The sequence below is a fragment of the Microbacterium sp. NPDC089321 genome (assembly GCF_040684935.1).
GTDB lineage: Bacteria > Actinomycetota > Actinomycetes > Actinomycetales > Microbacteriaceae > Microbacterium.
In genome coordinates this window covers 1,018,923-1,038,032 of the sequence record NZ_JBFBGX010000001.1, presented here as the reverse complement: position 1 = coordinate 1,038,032, position 19,110 = coordinate 1,018,923, and the positions used below count along the sequence as shown (strand labels likewise).

At 66.1% G+C, this 19,110-nt stretch carries 18 protein-coding genes; 5 read left to right on the top strand and 13 right to left on the bottom strand.

From position 1 onward, the window contains the following. Positions 1-69: 69 nt before the first annotated feature. From AB0N59_RS04865 to dnaK, 13 genes are all read right to left on the bottom strand, one after another. Positions 70-1,479: an Ldh family oxidoreductase gene (locus tag AB0N59_RS04865; protein WP_363479523.1), complete on the bottom strand. Its 1,410-nt coding sequence runs from the start codon at positions 1,477-1,479 to the stop codon at positions 70-72. After that, the gene (locus tag AB0N59_RS04860; protein WP_363479520.1) at positions 1,476-2,612 is read right to left on the bottom strand and encodes a hypothetical protein; all 1,137 of its coding nucleotides are present in this window, start codon (positions 2,610-2,612) and stop codon (positions 1,476-1,478) included. Before AB0N59_RS04860 ends, AB0N59_RS04865 begins: the two co-directional genes overlap by 4 nt. 7 nt (positions 2,613-2,619) lie before the next feature. After that, entirely contained in the window at positions 2,620-3,993 is a 1,374-nt protein-coding gene (locus AB0N59_RS04855) for a class II 3-deoxy-7-phosphoheptulonate synthase (protein WP_363479517.1), read from the bottom strand. Then, positions 3,990-5,042: a hypothetical protein gene (locus tag AB0N59_RS04850; RefSeq protein WP_363479514.1), complete on the bottom strand. Its 1,053-nt coding sequence runs from the start codon at positions 5,040-5,042 to the stop codon at positions 3,990-3,992. Before AB0N59_RS04850 ends, AB0N59_RS04855 begins: the two co-directional genes overlap by 4 nt. Next, entirely contained in the window at positions 5,039-6,343 is a 1,305-nt protein-coding gene (locus AB0N59_RS04845; protein ID WP_363479511.1) for an MFS transporter, read from the bottom strand. The genes AB0N59_RS04850 and AB0N59_RS04845 overlap by 4 nt, the downstream gene beginning before the upstream one ends. Further along, positions 6,340-7,131 (bottom strand): hypothetical protein, encoded by a 792-nt coding sequence (locus AB0N59_RS04840; RefSeq protein WP_363479508.1) that lies wholly within the window; start codon positions 7,129-7,131, stop codon positions 6,340-6,342. The genes AB0N59_RS04845 and AB0N59_RS04840 overlap by 4 nt, the downstream gene beginning before the upstream one ends. After that, a complete protein-coding gene (locus AB0N59_RS04835) occupies positions 7,128-7,859 on the bottom strand; it encodes a hypothetical protein (protein WP_363479505.1) in 732 nt (243 codons plus the stop codon). The genes AB0N59_RS04840 and AB0N59_RS04835 overlap by 4 nt, the downstream gene beginning before the upstream one ends. Then, positions 7,856-8,128 carry a PqqD family protein gene (locus AB0N59_RS04830; RefSeq protein ID WP_363479502.1) on the bottom strand — a complete coding sequence of 91 codons (273 nt, stop codon included), beginning with the start codon at positions 8,126-8,128 and terminating at the stop codon, positions 7,856-7,858. Before AB0N59_RS04830 ends, AB0N59_RS04835 begins: the two co-directional genes overlap by 4 nt. Positions 8,129-8,621: 493 nt before the next feature. Further along, on the bottom strand, positions 8,622-9,101 hold the full coding sequence (locus tag AB0N59_RS04825; RefSeq protein WP_363479499.1) for a hypothetical protein: 480 nt from the start codon (positions 9,099-9,101) through the stop codon (positions 8,622-8,624). 131 nt (positions 9,102-9,232) lie between these two features. After that, entirely contained in the window at positions 9,233-9,691 is a 459-nt protein-coding gene (locus AB0N59_RS04820; RefSeq protein WP_363479495.1) for a MerR family transcriptional regulator, read from the bottom strand. A gap of 2 nt (positions 9,692-9,693) precedes the next feature. Next, a complete protein-coding gene (locus AB0N59_RS04815; RefSeq protein ID WP_363479492.1) occupies positions 9,694-10,680 on the bottom strand; it encodes a DnaJ C-terminal domain-containing protein in 987 nt (328 codons plus the stop codon). Positions 10,681-10,687: 7 nt separating this feature from the next. Beyond that, a complete protein-coding gene (locus AB0N59_RS04810) occupies positions 10,688-11,335 on the bottom strand; it encodes a nucleotide exchange factor GrpE (protein ID WP_363479489.1) in 648 nt (215 codons plus the stop codon). Between the two features lie 2 nt (positions 11,336-11,337). Beyond that, positions 11,338-13,197 (bottom strand): molecular chaperone DnaK, encoded by a 1,860-nt coding sequence (dnaK, locus tag AB0N59_RS04805; RefSeq protein WP_363479486.1) that lies wholly within the window; start codon positions 13,195-13,197, stop codon positions 11,338-11,340. 256 nt (positions 13,198-13,453) lie between these two features. Here dnaK and AB0N59_RS04800 point away from each other — a divergent pair, with 256 nt between their 5' ends. The 5 genes from AB0N59_RS04800 (at position 13,454) to AB0N59_RS04780 (ending at position 19,077) form a co-directional block, all read left to right on the top strand. Then, positions 13,454-14,143 carry a CbiX/SirB N-terminal domain-containing protein gene (locus AB0N59_RS04800; RefSeq protein WP_363479483.1) on the top strand — a complete coding sequence of 230 codons (690 nt, stop codon included), beginning with the start codon at positions 13,454-13,456 and terminating at the stop codon, positions 14,141-14,143. 266 nt (positions 14,144-14,409) lie between these two features. Next, positions 14,410-16,131, top strand: a complete 1,722-nt coding sequence (locus AB0N59_RS04795; protein ID WP_363479480.1) for a nitrite/sulfite reductase — start codon at positions 14,410-14,412, stop codon at positions 16,129-16,131. Further along, a complete protein-coding gene (locus AB0N59_RS04790) occupies positions 16,128-16,868 on the top strand; it encodes a phosphoadenylyl-sulfate reductase (protein ID WP_363479477.1) in 741 nt (246 codons plus the stop codon). Before AB0N59_RS04795 ends, AB0N59_RS04790 begins: the two co-directional genes overlap by 4 nt. Then, complete coding sequence (cysD, locus tag AB0N59_RS04785) at positions 16,865-17,779, top strand: sulfate adenylyltransferase subunit CysD (protein ID WP_363479473.1); 915 nt, start codon at positions 16,865-16,867, stop codon at positions 17,777-17,779. The genes AB0N59_RS04790 and cysD overlap by 4 nt, the downstream gene beginning before the upstream one ends. Next, positions 17,779-19,077 (top strand): GTP-binding protein, encoded by a 1,299-nt coding sequence (locus AB0N59_RS04780; RefSeq protein ID WP_363479470.1) that lies wholly within the window; start codon positions 17,779-17,781, stop codon positions 19,075-19,077. Before cysD ends, AB0N59_RS04780 begins: the two co-directional genes overlap by 1 nt. The last annotated feature ends 33 nt before the right edge of the window (positions 19,078-19,110 follow it).

Sequence of the window (19,110 nt, the reverse complement as noted above, 5' to 3'; positions counted from 1 at the left end):
GCAGCGGTACCTGCACGAACGGCAGCGGAAGGGCGAGCCACAGCGGAACCCGAGTCCTGAGCGAGTCGTCTACAACCCCAACGCACGGGCAAGCGCGAACGGAAGCTCCACCGTCGCGATTTCGTGAGGGCGGCGCGCGTCTGCCCCGGGCAAGCGCACAGGGTGAACTGTGTTCGCACTTCGAGCGCTCGTTACATACGCGGCTAGTCGGCTCATGTTCTCTTGGACGACACCACGCACCTCGCCCATGGCATCCAGGCTCGCCGACAGAAACACAGCTGAGTTGCCCGAAGACACACGACCCGGCTGGCTGAAGCCTCCACCGCCCCAGATCCCGGCTAGCACTTCGACAGCGAGCGCAAGCCCGTAGCCCTTATGCCCGAATGCGCTCCCCCCGAGCGGAAGAAGGCTGGCCGCGCTGCTTTCCGCAAACTGACTTGGCACTCGGACAGAAGCTCCATGGCGATCCACAAGCACTCCTTCCGCGAGAGGAGACCGCATTGATGAAGCGACCTTGACGGCACCATCGGACATCGTGGAGGTGCTCACGTCGATCACCAGCGGCGGCCCTGCGGCGAAGGGAAACCCGAACACGATCGGGTTCGTCGCCAAACGCCGCTCAGTACCGCCAAAGGGAACGACTTTCTGACCGCCTCCGGCTCCGTTCACAAACCCGAGGAGGAAGCGATCAAGCTCGCAGACGTCAGCCGCCAAGGGCGCAAGCCTTCCAAGATGCCCGGACCTGCGGACAGAGAGCGTGAGCACCGGGTCCCGGCTTCCTTCGATCACACGCACGACTTCCCGCCGCGTCACGGCGCCGAGGGCTTGATCCGCGTCGAGGATGTATCTGCCTGATCCGAGAGCGGTAACGTCGAGCCGAGGGGTGGCGTTGAGCACCCGCCGTCGGAGCTTGTTCACGTACTCCTCTATGCGGACCAGCCCATGCGAAGAGTAGCCGGCGAGCTCCGCGTCTATGAGATCGCTCACAGTCGCGCGGGCATCCTCCACCGGCACGCCGACCTGCTCTAGAAGCACCGCTCCGGCATCTGCGACGTCGGCGACCTTCAGCGTCACCGCATCCGCGGGCCCACTGTGCCGCGGTGACGAAGCCACATCCGCCAGCCGACCTACGATCACTGTGCGCAGATCGGATGGTCGCGCGTAATGGGTGACGAGTGCTCGAGACGCCCACGGCGGCAACGGGTGATCTTCCGGAGCGATGACGTCCACGTTCTGGCAGTTCATCCTCCACCACCGCGTCACGGCGCGCGAAGGTCCCATCGTCGCGTTGTAACTGACGATAAGCGGCTCCTGAGCGCTGTCGAGTATCAGCGCTACTGCATCGTCGTAGGCAGAAGGCGGAAGACCCGCGCGAAGCGCACCCACCGACAAGAAGGACCACGGCGAATCGAAGGGCTCGCTTTCGAGCATGGAGTCCGCCTCCGCAGACTCCACAAGCACCAGCAGTCGCTGAGTCATTCGACCTTCTCTTCCTGCGACTCCATGCAAGCGGACAGCTCCCACGTCAACTCCATGACGTCGACAGCGCTTGCGCGCAGAAGGGATCTCTGAAGGAGAACGCCCTGTCGCCTCTCAGCGGGGGTCAGCGTGGCGCGAGCACGGTACGCTCGCCTCCGTAAATGCCAGGTCGAAATGATGTTTAACCAGTCCATTGCCATGAACCGAAGCACCTTGCGGCGGGGTAGTTCTGCCACCGTCTTCTCCGCCGATTCGATGCACTCCGCCGAATACGACCGGGCATCCTCACCATCGCTCGCACACGCCGCGCGGATGAGGAAACGCGCCATGTCTTCCGCAGGTGAGCCGAGCCTCAAGGCCGGGTCTATCAACGACAGCGTTCCCCGGCGGAAGAGCAGGTGCTCGGGTTTGAGATCGCCGTAGATCAGTCTTATCCGTGTGTCCACCAGCGGGTAGGTGCCGGAGATGGCGTCACGGAGGCCCGCGAATACCGCCCAATCGTTCGGGTCAGCAAAGTCGTCGCGCGTCGCGCGCAAGATATCTCGCGACCGAAACTTCCGTCGAAATATCGCTTCGATCGACTTCTCCGCGTTGATGCGCACCACCCGACGCATTGCATCCGTCCTCGCGGTTCGCCTCCACAGGGCGGAGAGCGCCGGCCAGAGGTTGTTCACAGACTCTCTGAACGGCTGATGCCCCCCACCCGCGACCCCAAGGTCCTCCATGATGACGACGTCGCCATCGTCATGCAACACCTGCGGCACATAGATGTTGTGCTCTCCGAGAACATCTGACAGCCATCGCAACGACATCGCTTCCGGTGAAAACGGTAGGCTTTCGCGCCGCTCATCCGCCATGCGCTGGACGTCAACCCCTCGTGCTACAAGATGCATGAGGCGAGCGATCGACAGGCCACCGTAGCTGCACTTGATCACCACGGGCCTGCCGTACGCCGTCCCCCTGAAGGCAAAATCAGTCACACTCGGGATCGTCGAGATGATCTCCACCTCTCCGAAGCGTGCGCCGAGCGACGTGCGCACCCGATCGAGCACCGCTCCGTGCAGAGCAGCGAGATGCGAGGAACTTCGGACAAGTAGCGAGTAATCGCCGTCCGCTGTAGCTGCACTGCTCACGACAGGTCTACCTGGATTCTCCCCGGAAATGCTCAGCGACGAGAAAGGCAAGGTCGAGGCCTTGGTTCCCGTTGAGCCGGGGATCGCAGAGGGACTGATAATTTCGCGACAGATCCTTCTCCAGGGTGGCCCAGCTTCCGCCCGTGCATTCAGTAACATCCTCCGGGGTCAACTCAAGGTGAACCCCACCCGGGTGAACGCCCTCCTCGCGAGCGACCGCGATGAAGTCGACGGTCTCCGACATGATGTCCTCGAAGTGTCGCGTCTTTGTCCCGTCTGCTGCGGTCCGCGTATTGCCGTGCATCGGATCGCACATCCAGACCGGGTTGTGTCCCTGGTTCTTCAGCGCGCGCATAAGAGGAGGCAGCGCTCGTCGTACGTCAGCCGCGCCTATCCTCGTCATCACTACCAATCGGCCGGGGTCTCGAGTCGGATCGAGAATCTGGCACAGGTTCAGAAGTTCTTCCGGCGTGCAGCTGCCGCTGATCTTTATCCCGATGGGGTTCTCGATCCCACGCACGTACTCAATGTGCGCGCCATCGAGCTGCCTGGTGCGTTCCCCGATCCACAGCAGGTGCGCGGAGCACCCGTACCAGGAATCGGTCAGCGAGTCCACGCGCGTGAGCGCCGACTCGTAATCGAGCACAAGCGCCTCGTGGGCGGTATAGAACTCGGAGTGGTGAAGGGCAGGAGAGTCTTCTAGCCCGCATGCACGGAGGAAGCGCATCGTTCGGTCGATGTCATCTGCAACGGACTCATACCGGGCTCCCGCCGGGCTCTCGGCGACGAAATCCTGGTTCCAGGCGTGGACAGCGCTGAGATCCGCGAACCCTCCCGTGGCGAATGCCCTGACGAGATTCAGCATCGACGCGGAATAGTTGTATCCCTGCACGAGGCGGCGCGGGTCAGGCGTACGGGACTCCTGATCAACGAATTCGCTGTTGATGAGATGGCCGCGAAATGTCGGTATGCGTCCGACGTCGGAGTCCTCGTACGCGTTGGTTCTAGGCTTGGCGAACTGGCCCGCCATCCTGCCGATCTTCACTACGGGCAGACCCATGCCGTGCGTGAGCACCAGGGACATCTGCAGAATGATCTTCATCTGATCCCGTATGCGATCTGCGCTCAGGAGCGAGAAGGACTCGGCACAGTCACCTGCTATGAGCGCGAAGGCATCGCCCACCGCGACCGAGGCCAAGCGAGATTTCAGCCTGCGGATCTCTCCAGCGAACACAAGCGGAGGCAATCGAGCGAGTCGGGATATCTCCTCACGCGCGGCACCAGCGTCTGGCCAGATCACTTCCTGCTGTTGGCGCCGACTGCGCCATCCCGCTGCCGATCCTGACTCTTCATTCCCATGTGTCCATTCAGAGAAACTCATTGATCGCCCCATCCATCCAGTACCAAGGCCCTCGCAGAGGCGAGGTCTGTCCACGTTCCCGCGTGGCTCGGGAGTCGCGACAGCGCGTTCAGCGTGACGTCAGAATGCCGAGGCCCGAACCATCCGACCCAATCTGGGCGATTTCTGTCGCGTGAGGTGACTACATGTTCCTCCGCTCGGAAGTAGGCCTCTTCGCAACTCAATGTCGTCACGTCACTCTTATCTGCGGACCAACGCGGAAAGAGGACCCTGCTGAGCAGCGCCCCATTCGCTGCGTGGATCCTCAGCGCTTTGAACAGATCAGGCCAAGTGACTCGAACCTTCGCTTCTCGCTCCCATTCCCGACTGGAGACATCTCCTGCGAGACCACGAGTTGCTTCGAAGCTCCGGAGCGTCCCAGGGAAGATGCTGATCTTCTCGGGGCATGCGAAGACCCGCAACCCGTCGGGCGTCGGCAGCACCACCACCCGTTCGCACGAGAGCGCGCTCACACCCTTTGCCGAAGCGGCCGCCATGAATAATGTCGTCTTGCCCGCTCCTCTGTCACCCAGAATGAGAACCGCACGACCCGAGGCGTCCACGACCGCCGCACCGTGCACCACGATCCCACCGAGTGACTCCAACCACGGCAAGAAGAGCATGTCTCGTACTAGCCGTCGGACGTCCTCGGCGCCGCGCCCAGCACTCGCGTTGGTCACGTGTGCCGTGCGAGCTGCCAGATCCATCCGGATCAACGAGCCGGTGTCAACAGAGCTGATGATGCGGATAGTTCCGTCGTCCCACAGCCACCCTCGCCGCAGGTCATAACTATGGCTGCCGGAATGCAGGAGAATCGGCGTGCCCGACCCGGGCGGCGGTTCTACCTCTTCGACATCGAAGGTCACGCGTGCGAGCGTCGTCGTCGGCCCGCACGCTGGCGCGGAGGGGGTGCGGTCCAGGCCGAAGAAGAGTCCGAGCTCCGACTCAAGCAAGCCGAAGACCTCCGGCGCTGCACTCTCTACCTGAACCTTCGCGCCTAACAGCGAAGCCTCACAAAGCTCTCGGTTCATACCAGCCCCTTACCCTTTCCCTGACATTGGGTGGGCTCCATCGGGGCCACCCCGACCTTCTTGATGAGAAGGCCATAGACGAAAGCGCCGACAGCAAGTGCTAGTCCGCAGACGGTCACGACAGCACGAGCGCTTGAAACCTCGATGACGACCCCGGCAGCGGCCGTCCCGGCCGCTCCTGCGAGTGCAGTGCTGAAAGTTCTCACCGATGACACGCTGCCCCGGCTCTCGCGACCCACGGCAGTCTGCTGTTGCGTCATGTTCCGTACGACATAGATCGAGATGCAGAAGCCGATACCGAAGTCCATGACGCACGCGACGGTGAATGATGATGCTGAGCTCGCCCAGAGCACCCCATAGCCCACCAAGAACGCGCCATAGCCCACCAAAGCGGCGGTCTGGATCCGCGCATGGCTCATATCACGAAGGAAACTCAAGTGCGTCATGGCCAAGGCGCCGATGACCGCTCCTGCCGACCCCACAGCCAGCACGAGCGAGTACAAGAAGAAGGGGAATTCCAGGTCGCGCACGAGGAAGAAGAGGAGAGCGACCGCCGTGACATGAATGACGAGGTTGGCGAGCGAACTTGTCACCAGCAACAGCGTGAGAAGGCGACTCTCTCGCACCGCCGCAAATCCTCGCGACACACGGCGAAGATAGGAGAGCTTTTCACCTCCGCCGGCGTCTGCTCTTGAGTGCGGCCATTTCGTCTTGACCAGACAAGCCGCTGAAAGCAGATACGAGAACGCGGTGACCCCGAATATGGCGACCGCCCCGAAGATGGATAGCGCCGCACCGCCCAGCGCAGCACTACCGGATTCGGCGACCGTGATGAGAGTCTGCAGCCGCGCGTTGCCGGCTTGCAACTGCTCCTCGCCCAGTATGTCGGGCAGACCTGCCTTGAAGCTCGCCGAGTAGATGCTGCTCGCGACCGCAATCAGCGCATTCACCACCGACAAGATCACCAAGTCCGAGACGTTCGCCGCAGCCACCAGCGCGAGGGAGCAGAGAAGCGCGGAGCGCGCCAGCTCACTGAAGATGGACACACGCTTACGGTCGAGCAGGTCCGCGATGACTCCGGCGTACAGCGGCGAGAGGATAGTCACGAGAAGTGGCCCGGTGAGTACGATCGAGACCTCGACCGGTGCCATCTGCAGATGGACAGTCAAAAAGAATGGCATCGCGAGCGATGCCATAGCACCGCCCACCGTCGACGCGAGACGCCCCGCCCAGAATCCCGTACCTACGCGACCGAATGAGTCAGACCGGTCCGACTCGCCAGGTGTCGACTCTGCGTTCACCCTTGTTCACCGTTGCGGGTATGGACGTCGAGCAAGAGCTTCTGGGCGAACTTGATCCGACGGCGGCTTTGTGCGAGGAGGTCATCATGCGCCAGCGAGACGTCTGCTTCGAGGTCGAGGTACCTATTCAGCAAGTCCGTCTCGCCGAGCGCTTCCATCTTGCGGATGCGCCACTTGCGGCGAGTATTGCTATGACCGGCCGCGGCGATGAACGCATCGATCGCATGACCCAGCGCAGCGCGCGACGAAAGCATCGCGGTGCCGGCGTCACCACAGCGTATGGCCCCAATGGCATCCTCGCTGGTCGCTTGATACTGGCGGTCCGCATCGTCGGCGATCATGCGGAGAAGGCTTCGCCACGGGAAGCTGTCCCGAATCTCATAAAATCGGGCCTTCTGCGCGAGAGGGATGCCTATCCTCAGGCTGTTGAGCGTAGTGAGGAACTCGCGCGGGATCTCAAGCACCCGTCGACGATCCTCGTCGTGAGCTGTTAGCAGCTCAACCGTGCGCTCGAATGTCCCCGCTTTGACGAGTTCGATATCGACGCGGCGCCCGCGATAGCGGGAGGTCAGGACCACAGTGTCGTCCATACGGACACCGCCGTGACCGCGCACCTTCTCATCATCCGGATGAATCGCAATCAGGTCCACATCCGAGGTGCTGTTGCCGAAGCCCTCCACGAGAGAGCCCCCAGCAAAGACGACGGATGTGGCACTGATGGTGTCCGGGAGGAGGTCCAACAGGTCTCGACTCACAAGCTCGTCTGTGAAATCAATGTTCTCGGTCAAGACTTTGCGCTTCTTCCTCTGAGGTGGGGCCGGATCGCGGCGGGTGCGTTGATGATGCAATGCCCGAGCATCACCGCGGACAACGCGGGCGGGAGAAGTATCACCACGCCGCCGAATACGATGCTCATGCCGACCCACAGCGAGATGTTGGATCTGCTTCTGGCCGTGTGCCCATTCGGCCCGACGAAGTGTTCCGCCACAAAGGTGGCTGTTGTGATGATCACGACGATTGGACCGGGGACTCCCAGCTCGGTGCAGTACGTCACCAAGACGAATCGATGTAGGTACTCCTGCGCTGCCGCCGATCCGACAAAGAAAAGCGTCTCGCTCCACCGCTCGCCTGCGGTCCCTTTCGGCATGAGCGAGAGAAGCCGCATATCCAGCGCCTTCTGCAGTTGCCGTCGGGTGGCTATCAGGTATGCACCGGCGGCCAGCGTGGCGACGACTGTCGCAGGTACGTGCACTTCCAGATCTATGCCGAAACATGTGACGGGAAGCATGTAGGGCACGAACTTGAGGGAGCGCCGGACAATCAGGTTGCGCCGCACCAGCTTATGAATCCGCACCTCTGCCCATAGTGAGATCGTGGCGAGGGTGACGACAACACACCACGTCCGGTCGTCAGGAAAGAGCAGAAGAGAAGCCGATAGCACCAGGCAGGCCGCAATCAACGAGCACTGCACGACAGGCGTCTTGACCGTTTCTCTTGTGAGGAGGCTGGACTTCACGCCTCTTCGACCAGCCCGGCTTCCATGAGTTGCCCAACGAACTCCGAAACGTCATCGACGGCCAGCGATTCTTCTACTCTGAACACGTCAGCGACGTGCGTCGCGATATCCGCGATGCTGTTGCTGGCATCGCAGAGGTTCCAGATTCGCGCCTCGACTTCACCGAACAGAAAAGCGTCGGTGCCACGCACAACGTAGAGATCTCGGTCTATTGTGCTCGTCTGGACGTCAAACGCGCGCTCCGGCCTGAAGTTGCTGGCAACAGTCATTTCTTTCTCGATCCCCCCGGACCTTGGCGGCGCGGAGTTCATCCCGCGCCGCCAGGAAAATATTCAAAATCACAGCCTGAACGACAGTGGCGCCTTCGCTACGTCAATCTTGACGAGAACGGGCTTCTTGTATGCGCGCATGATTCACCCCCCAACGATCGACGTTCCCAATACGTCCCGAGCGCTGCGCGTGAACGACGCTCGAGCGACAAGGTACAGGGCGGGCCCGCTTTTGAAGAAGCCCATGCCCCCCTTTCGGGGGCAGGGGCTGCAAGATGGTAGTCACGCACCCCTATTTCGCGAGAGATGCGCAATACATCCGCGAAGGGACGTTGCACAGTGCATGTGGAATCTGCACTCGGCATCTGCGCACGCTGCACGGAAAAGCAGCGATCGTCAGCTCAACAACGCGCGTGCATGAACGAGCAGAAACCACGCTGTCGAGCAATGAGCACAGATTCCTGCTCCGCAGGACGAGGCGCGACTCAGACGATCACTGCGAGCACGTCTGGTCGATCTGCGTGCCCGCGTCGACGAAGCTCTCGATGGCCGCCTGCATCTCGTCCATCGCCTCGGCGCTCCCGCCCTGCGCGGCGATCTCGGCCACCTTGCTGTACGCGTCGCTGAACGAGTTGTAGACCGGAGAGACCGCGTCGTTGGTGATCTTCTCGCCGAGGGCCTGGAACTTCTGGTCGAGTGCCTGCACCGCCGCGACGCTCGCCTCCGGATCGCCCTCGGTCGACGCCGAGACCTCCTTCGCCTCGTCGACGAGGGCGCCGCCTTCGTCGGCGATGATCGCGCACGCCTCCTCGATGCTCTGCATGGTCGCCGTCGGCGACGGCGACGTCTTCTCCTCGGTCTTCGGAGCGCTCTCGCTCGTGCTCTCGGCCTCTGGACCTCCCGAACAGCCGCTGAGAGCGACGACCAGGGCGATCCCTGTGAAGATCACACGTGTTCTGACGGCAGTGCGCATGGTTCCTCCTCGTAGAGAGGCGAGAGACATGCCCGATGCAGTGCCCCAGCCCGTGCGCGAAGAGTAGACCCGCTCACGGCATCGCGGAAGGGCCTTGAGCGGCGGCGGCCGCACCGGCTCGGGAGTCGCGACTACCCCTCACGCGGACCCGACTCCTGATCGGCGTCGGACGCGTCTGCGGCTCCGCGCGGATGCCAGAGCACGACCTCCGTCGAGCGGCGGATGCGCCGGCCCGACGGCAGGGTGACGACCTGCCCGGTCGCCCCGGCGGCGAACACGCGCACACCGGGGCGATTCTCGCGCTCGGCGCGCAGCGAGCCCTCGAGCTCGCTGACGCGGCGCCGCAGCATCCGCACCTCGTCTTCCAGATCGAGCAGGCGGGCGATGGCCGGCAGGCTCATCCCCTCGCTCGAGAGCTGGGCGACCTCGCGGAGCTGCTCGATGTCGCGCATCGAGTAGCGCCGCGAGCCGCCGCGGGTGCGGCCGGGCACCACCAGACCGATGCGGTCGTACTGCCGCAGGGTCTGAGGGTGCATTCCGGCGAGCTCCGCGGCGACCGCGATCGCGAAGACGGGCGAATCGGCATCCATCGTCAGGCCTTCGCCTTGGCCATCATCTCGGCCCGCGGGTTCTCTTTGGGCTCGAGCTCGTGGAAGCGCTCGAGGGCCTCGCGCGCGGCCTCGTCGAGGTGCGCGGGCACGGCGATCTGCAGCTCGGCGAGCAGGTCGCCGGTGCCCTTAGACGACGTGACGCCGCGTCCCTTGACCCTCAGCACGCGCCCGGAGGGCGTGCCAGGAGCGACCCGGAGCTTGACCGGGTCGCCGCCGAGCGTGGGCACCTCGATCGTCGCACCGAGGGTCGCCTCGGTGAACGTCACCGGCACCGTGAGGCGCAGGTTCAGCCCATCGCGGGTGAACACCGGGTGAGGACGCACCTTGACCTGCACGACGATGTCGCCGGGCTCGCCGCCGTCGGGCGAGGGGCGCCCACGTCCGCGAAGGCGGATCTTCTGCCCGTCCTTCACGCCCGCAGGCACCTTCACCTTGAACGGCTTGCCGTCGGGCGCCTGCAGGGTGATCGTGTCGCCCTGCACCGCCGTGACGAAGTCGAGCGTCGTGGTGGCCGTGACGTCGGCGCCCTTCTGAGGCCCGCCGAAGCCGCGGTATCCGCCGGACGACTGGCCGAAGCGGCCCGCACCGAACGACCCGCCGCCCTGCGAGAACATCGAGAAGATGTCGTCGAAGTCGGCCTGGCTGCCCCGGCCGCCGCCCTGCCCGAACCGGCTGAAGACGTCATCGAAGCCGCCTGCACCGCCCGAGCCGGGCGCCGTGAACCGGGCGCCCGAGCCCATGGCACGGATCTCGTCGTACTCCCGACGCTGCTCGGCGTCGCTCAGAACGCTGTACGCCTCGCTGATCTCCTTGAACTTCGCCTCGGCCGCGGCATCACCCTGGTTGGAGTCGGGGTGGTACTTGCGGGCGAGCTTGCGGTACGTCTTCTTGAGATCGGCGTCAGAGACGTCTTTCGAGACGCCCAGCGTCTTGTAGAAGTCCTTGTCGAACCAGTCCTGGCTAGCCATCGATCACCTACTCCGCGGGTACGGCGACGACGACCTTGGCCGGACGCAGCTCGACGTCGCCGAGCCGGTAGCCGACCTCGACGACCTCGAGGATCGTCGACGTGGTGGCACCGGGGGTCGGCTGCTGGAAGATCGCCTCGTGCTGCTGCGGGTCGAACTCGTCGCCCTGTGCGCCGTAGGCGACCACGCCGAGCCGCTCGACCGCTGCGCGCAGCTTGTCGGCGATCACGGCGAACGCCGAGCCCTCGGCGAGGTCGCCGTGCTGCTGGGCGCGCGCGAGGTCGTCGAGCACGGGCAGCAGGCCCTTCGCGACCTCGCCCTTGGCGCGAGCGATCTCGACGTGGCGCTGCTCTTCGGTGCGGCGGCGGTAGTTCGCGTACTCGGCCGTCAGTCGCTTGAGGTCGGTCAGCAGCGCGTGCTCGGCGTCGGCGATGCCGGCGTCGGAGCCGTCTGCGCTGGCCGCCTCGTCGATCTGCTCGGCGTTCAGGATGTCGTCGACCGTGAGGTCGTCGTCAGAGCCCTCGGCCGCTGCCGCCTCGGTCGAGTCGGGGTTGCCCGGAGCGCCCTGGTTCTGCGACGCGGGGCCGGATGCCTGAGCATCCGACCCCTCGCCGGGAACCTCGGCGCTGTTGTCGTCGAAGTTCTTGTCCGTCATGATTACTTCTTCTCGTCCTCGTCGTCCACGACCTCGGCGTCCACGACATCCTCATCGGAGGAGGCGTCGGCGGGAGCCTCGTCGCCTGCGGGGGCGCCGGCGGCGGCATCCGCCTGGGACTGCGCGTAGATCGCCTCGCCCAGCTTGGTCTGCGACTCGTTCAGCTTGTCGAACGCGGTCTTCACGGCCTCGTCGTCGTCGCCGGCGAGAGCCGTCTTGAGAGCGTCGACATCGCCCTGGACCGAGGTCTTGACGTCCTCGGGGAGCTTGTCCTCGTTCTCCTTGATCAGCTTCTCGATCGAGTAGGCGAGGGTCTCGGCCTGGTTGCGGACCTCGGCGGCCTCACGGCGCTTCTTGTCTTCGGCCGCGTTCTCCTCGGCCTCGCGCACCATGCGGTCGATGTCCTCCTTCGACAGCGACGAGCCGCCGGTGATGGTCATCGACTGCTCCTTGCCGGTGCCCTTGTCCTTTGCGGACACGTGCACGATGCCGTTGGCGTCGATGTCGAAGGTGACCTCGATCTGCGGGATGCCGCGGGGAGCAGGGGCGATGCCGGTGAGCTCGAAGGTGCCGAGCGGCTTGTTGTCGCGGGTGAACTCGCGCTCGCCCTGGAAGACCTGGATGGCGACCGACGGCTGGTTGTCGTCGGCGGTCGTGAAGGTCTCGCTGCGCTTGGTCGGGATCGCGGTGTTGCGGTCGATGAGCTTGGTCATCATGCCGCCCTTGGTCTCGATTCCGAGGCTCAGCGGGGTGACGTCGATGAGCAGCACGTCCTTGCGCTCACCCTTGAGGACACCGGCCTGCAGGGCGGCGCCGACGGCGACGACCTCATCGGGGTTGACGCCCTTGTTGGCGTCCTTGCCGGTCTCGCGCTTGACGAGCTCGGCGACCGCGGGCATGCGGGTCGAACCACCGACGAGCACGATGTGGTCGATGTCGGCGACCTTGATGCCGGCCTCGCGGATGACGTCCTCGAAGGGCTTCTTGGTGCGGTCGAGCAGGTCCTTGGTGAGGTCCTCGAACTTCGCGCGGGTCAGGCTCTCGCTCAGCGAGACGGGGCCCGACTCGGTCAGCGAGAGGTAGGGCAGGTTGATCGAGGCGCTCGTCGACGACGAGAGCTCCTTCTTGGCCTGCTCAGCGGCCTCCTTCAGGCGCTGCAGGGCGATCTTGTCGCCCGAGACGTCGACGCCCGTGGTCTCCTTGAACTGCTTGATCAGGTAGTCCACGACGCGCTGGTCCCAGTCGTCGCCGCCGAGGCGGTTGTCACCGGCGGTGGCGCGCACCTGGATGGTCGAGAAGTCGTCGTCCTTGCCCACCTCGAGGAGGGAGACGTCGAAGGTTCCGCCACCGAGGTCGAACACGAGGATGAGCTCGTCTTCCTTGCCCTTGTCGAGGCCGTACGCGAGGGCCGCCGCCGTGGGCTCGTTGATGATGCGCAGCACGTTGAGGCCCGCGATCTCACCGGCCTCCTTGGTCGCCTGACGCTCGGCGTCGTTGAAGTAGGCGGGGACGGTGATGACCGCGTCGGTCACGGTGTCGCCCAGGTACGACTCGGCGTCGCGCTTGAGCTTCTGGAGGATGCGCGCGGAGATCTCCTGCGGCGTCCACTTCTTGCCGTCGACGTCGAACGACCAGTCGGTGCCCATGTGGCGCTTGACCGACGAGATGGTGCGGTCGACGTTGGTGACGGCCTGGCGCTTGGCGGTCTCGCCGACGAGCACCTCGCCGTCCTTGGTGTACGCGACCACCGACGGGGTGGTGCGGAAGCCCTCGGCGTTGGCGATGACCTTGGGCTCGCCGCCCTCGAGGACGCTGACGACGGAGTTGGTGGTTCCGAGGTCGATACCGACAGCACGTGCCATGTGTTTCTCCTTTGCATTGGTGAAAGTCTGCGGACGATCAGATGTGAACCTGAGTCGTGATGACTCAAGTGTAAACCGACGGCCGGATGCTGTCAAACAAAGTTGATATGAGTCGACTCAGGTTTGCTCCGACTGGCTCGCGAGAGCCTGATCCAGCAGGCTCGTACGCCCCTCGGCCGCGAAGCGCGACCTGCTGCATTTCCCTCTTTGACGCCGCGCGCGACTCATCAGGGCAGCGCGACCTAGAGTCGCCCGCATGGCCAGACCCGCGCTGCTCGCCGTCTCGCACGGCACCTCCGACGTCGACGGCGCTCGGTCGATCGCGGCGCTCGTCGCACGCGTGGCCGCTCGGCTGCCCGACGTGGAGGTGCGCGAGGGGTTCGTCGACGTGCAGCAGCCCGACGCGGCGAGCGCGCTGGCCGCGATCGACGGGCCGGTGGTGATCGTGCCGCTGCTGCTCTCTCAGGGCTTCCACGTGCACCATGATCTGCACGGCGTCGCGACCGAGCGCGCGGATGCCGTCGTCACCGCGCCCCTCGGCCCCGACCCTCTGCTCGCCGAGGTGCTCGCGCTGCGGCTCGACGGGATCGGCCGCTCCGGTTCCCCGGTCGTGCTGGCCGTCGCGGGTTCGCGCGACCAGCGCTCGGTTCCGGATGCCGAGGGCATCGCCGCCCTGCTGCGCGACCGCACCGGTCGCCTCGTCGACATCGGGTACCTCGCGGCACGGCATCCGGATCTGCCGACGGCGCTGGCCGCGTCTCCGGATGCCGTCGTCGCGACCTATCTGCTCGGGCGCGGATTCTTCTTCGATCTCGCGGCACGGCACGCGGGCGATCGCCCCCTCACGCCTCCGCTGCTCGATGATCTGCAGACTGAGCAGGGCATCCCGGACGCTCTCGTCGACCTCGTGATCTCCCGATACGAGCGGGTCGCGTCCCGGAGCTGAGTCGCCGAGAACAGGCGAACACGCGAGAACAGGACGGATTCCGCGATTCCGGCCTGTTCCGGCTGAACAGCCTGTGCTCGTGCACTCGGCGCCGCGCGCGCCCCGTCGCCGGATGCACAGATCCGACGACCGCGCCACCCCTCGGGCGTCATGTTTCGCGTCACATGACGCCGTGTGTCGCCCGTGGTCTTTCCGTGTCACGGAAGGTTTCCGCACCGGATCCAAGTCCGTACGTTGATCCCCAGCCATTCAACCGAGGGGGCGAGATGACCATTCAGCAGCCGGCGGCGATCCGCGGCGCGAGGACGCGCACCAGCCGCACACCGACCAAACCGCACGGCCAGTGGGCGATCGACGGCACCGAGCCGCTGAACGGCAACGAGGAGTTCAAGCTCGCCGACAACGGCCTCAATGTGCGGGAGCGCATCGAGACGATCTACGCCCAGGGCGGGTTCGAGAGCATCGACCCGACCGACCTGCATGGGCGCTTCCGGTGGTGGGGCCTCTACACGCAGCGCAAACCGGGCATCGACGGCGGCCGCACCGCCCAGCTCGAGCCGCACGAGCTCGAAGACGAGTACTTCATGCTGCGGGTGCGCATCGACGGCGGACAGCTGACCACCGAGCAGCTGCGCGTGATCGGCGAGATCTCGACCGAGTTCGCCCGCGACACCGCCGACATCACCGACCGGCAGAACGTGCAGCTGCACTGGGTCGAGGTGCAGAGCGTGCCCGAGATCTGGCGCCGCCTCGAAGCCGTCGGCCTCAGCACGACCGAGGCCTGCGGTGACGTGCCCCGCGTGATCCTCGGCTCTCCGGTAGCCGGCATCGCGGCAGACGAGCTCATCGACCCGACCCCGCAGATCCGCGAGATCGCCGACCGGTTCCTGGGCGACGAGACCCTGTCGAACCTGCCGCGCAAGTACAAGACCGCGATCACCGGTCACCCCAGCCAGGATGTCGTGCACGAGATCAACGACTGCGCGTTCGTCGCGGTCGAGCACCCCGACCTCGGCATCGGCTACGACCTGTGGGTCGGCGGCGCGCTGTCGGTCGTGCCCCGACTCGGCGAGCGCCTGGGCGTCTTCGTCGCACCGGACAGGGTCGCCGAGGTGTGGCACGGCGTCACGCAGATCTTCCGCGACTACGGCTACCGGCGTCTGCGCAACAAGGCGCGCCTGAAGTTCCTGCTCGCCGACTGGGGCACCGAGAAGTTCCGCGACGTGCTCGAGAACGAGTACCTCGACAGCCCGCTGCCCGACGGACCTGCTGCCCCCAAGCCGAAGACCCTTGGCGATCACGTGGGCATCCACAGGCAGAAGGACGGACGGTTCTTCGTCGGCGCCGCCCCGCTCGTCGGCCGCGTCTCGGGCAGCACCCTCACCGCGCTGGCCGACCTCGCCGAGGCGCACGGCTCGCAGCGCGTGCGCACCACCCCGCATCAGAAGCTGCTCGTGCTCGACATCGACGAGGATCGGGTCGAGAGCCTCGTCGCCGGCCTCGACGCCATCGGCCTGTCGGCCCGGCCGAGCCTGTTCCGCCGCGGCACGATCGCGTGCACGGGCATCGAGTTCTGCAAGCTCGCGATCGTCGAGACCAAGGTCAACGCCGCCCGCGCCATCGAGCAGCTCGAAGAGCGCCTCGGTGCCCTCGAGCCCGAGATCGGCCGCCCGATCACGCTGCACGTGAACGGATGCCCGAACTCGTGCGCCCGCATCCAGACCGCCGACATCGGATTGAAGGGTCAGCTCGTGCTGATCGACGGCCAGCAGGTGCCCGGATACCAGGTGCACCTCGGCGGCGGACTTGCGAACGTCGACCGTGAAGAGGCGGGCCTCGGCCGCACCGTCCGCGGGCTGAAGGTGCCGGCGGACGGCATCGCCGACTACGCCGAGCGGGTCATCCGCCGCTACCTCGCCGACCGCGGGAGCGCCGACGAGACGTTCGCGCAGTGGGCGCACCGTGCCGACGATGAGGCGCTGCAATGAGCATCCCCCTCGCCGTCAGCACGGGGCGACGGCCCGCCGCCGAACTCAGGGCCCTGGCCGAGCGGGGCAACGTCGAGCTGCGCAGCCGCCGCCCCGATGAGGCGAGTCCGGCCGAGGTCGTGGCGTGGGTGGCCGAGAACTTCGCCGTCTCGCAGGCGGCCGTCGCGTGCTCGATGGCGGATGCCGCACTCCCCCACCTCGTCTCCCAGAACCTCTCGGGCGTCGACGTGCTGTTCCTCGACACGGGCTACCACTTCGCCGAGACGACGTTCACGCGCAACGAGGTCGCCGCACGCCTCGACGTGACGGTCGTCGATGTGAAGCCGGCGCAGTCGGTACGGGAGCAGGACGCCGAGTTCGGCACGGACCTGTTCGCCCGCGACCCCGGTCTGTGCTGCGCGCGCCGCAAGGTCGAGCCGCTGCAGCGGGCGCTCGGCGGCTACGAGGTGTGGTTCACCGGAGTGCGCCGCGACGAGGCGCCGACGCGCTCGACGACCGAGCTGGTCGTGTGGGACGAGCGCAATGGACTCGTCAAGGTGAACCCGGTCGCGGCGTGGAGCTTCGACGACCTCATCGACTACGCCACCGCGCACGACGTGCCGGTGAACCCCCTGATCGCCAACGGCTACCCCTCGATCGGCTGCGCTCCGTGCACCAGGCCGGTCGCCCTCGGCGAAGACCCCCGATCCGGCCGCTGGGCCGGACTGACGAAGACAGAATGCGGGCTGCACGTATGAGCACCATCATCGATCAGACAGCGCTGAGCACGCTCGACCTGCTCGAGGCCGAGGGCATCCACATCATCCGCGAGGTGGTCGCCGAGTTCGAACGCCCCGTGCTGCTGTTCTCGGGCGGCAAGGACTCGGTCGTCGTGCTGCACCTCGCGGCGAAGGCGTTCGCCCCCGGGCGCGTGCCGTTCCCGGTTCTGCACGTCGACACGGGTCACAACTTCCCCGAGGTCATCCGCTTCCGCGACGAGACGGTCGCCCGCCTCGGCATCGACCTCGAGGTCGCCAGGGTGCAGGACTACATCGACGACGGCAGGCTGTTCGAGCGCCCCGACGGCACCCGCAACCCGCTGCAGACCCAGCCGCTGCTCGACGCGATCGCCGCCGGCCGCCACGACGCGGTGTTCGGGGGCGCCCGCCGCGATGAAGACAAGGCTCGCGCCAAAGAGCGCATCATCTCGCTGCGCGACGAGTTCGGCCAGTGGGATCCGCGCAATCAGCGTCCCGAGCTGTGGAGCCTGTACAACGGCCGCCACCTGCCGGGTCAGCACGTGCGCGCCTTCCCGATCTCGAACTGGACCGAGCTCGACATCTGGCGCTACATCGAGCGCGAGGGAATCTCGCTGCCCCCGCTCTACTACGCGCACGAGCGCGATGTCTTCCAGCGCTCGGGCATGTGGTGGGCGGTGGGCGAGTTCTCGCAGCCGCGCGACGGCGAGCAGGTGGTGCGCCGCACGGTGCGCTATCGCACCGTCGGCGACATGAGCTGCACCGGAGCGGTGGAGTCGGACGCCGCCGACACCGCGTCGATCGTCGACGAGGTCTCGCGCACGACCCTCACCGAGCGCGGTGCCACGAGGGCCGACGACCGCATCAGCGAGGCCGCCATGGAAGACCGCAAGAAGGACGGGTATTTCTGATGAGCACCGAGACCACGCTGTTCCGGTTCGCGACCGCGGGCTCGGTCGACGACGGCAAGTCGACCCTCGTCGGCCGGCTGCTGCACGATGCGAAGGCGATCCTCGCCGATCAGCTCGACCAGGTCGCCGCCACCTCGCGCGCTCGCGGCTTCGCGCACGGCGCTTTCGACTTCGCCCTGCTGACCGACGGCCTGCGCGCCGAGCGCGAGCAGGGCATCACGATCGACGTCGCGTACCGGTACTTCGCGACCGACCGGCGCAGCTTCATCCTCGCCGACTGCCCCGGCCACGTGCAGTACACGCGCAACATGGTCACCGGCGCGGCCACGGCCGACGCCGTCGTGGTGCTGGTGGATGCCAGGAAGGGCGTCGTCGAGCAGACCAGGCGCCACCTGGCCGTGGCCTCGCTGCTGCGGGTGCCGCACGTGATCGTCGCGGTCAACAAGATCGACCTCACTGGCTTCGACGAGCAGACCTATGTCGACATCGAGCTGGAGGCGCTGCGTGTGGCGGACGAGCTCGGCATCCGCGCCGTGCGCGTGCTGCCTGTCTCGGCACTCGAGGGCGACAACATCGTCGACCGCTCCGAGCGCACGCCCTGGTACCGGGGCGAGACGCTGTTCGAGCTGCTCGAGACGCTGCCCGTGCGCACCGACGCCGACGCGCCCCTGCGGCTGCCGGTGCAGCTCGTGCTGCGCCCGCAGGGCGGCCTGTCGCCCGAGATCGATGCCGACGAGGCCGAGCGGTTGCGCGATTTCCGCGGTTTCGCGGGTCGCATCTCGGCCGGCGCCGTCTCGGTCGGCGACCGCGTGCAGGTGCTGCCCTCCGGTCGCGCGACCGCGGTGACCGGCGTGCACGTCGCAGGAGCCGAGGCCGGCAGCGCGGGAGTCCGCCAGTCGGTGACGCTGACCCTGGCCGACGAGATCGACGCCGCCCGCGGCGCGCTGATCGTCGCCGAGGGCTCAGCCCCCGCACTGCGCAGGGATGCCGTGGTCGAGCTCTTCCAGCTCGACCCTCGCGCCACGGTCGCCGGAGCCCGCGTGCTCGTGAAGCACGGCACGGCGACCGTGCAGGCGATCGTCGCCGAGGTGCTCACCCGTCGCGACCTCGAGACCCTCGCGCACCACGACCTGGCAGCCGCGGGCTCTCTCGCCGAGAACGAGATCGGCCGGGTGCGCCTTCGTCTGGCATCCGACCTGCCCCTCGAACCGTACGCGCAGAGCCGCGAGGGCGGCTCGCTGCTGCTGATCCACCCCGCAGACGGCGCGACGCTCGCCGCCGGCACCGTCATCGACTGACCCCGCAGACCCGCAACACCCACCACGCACCAC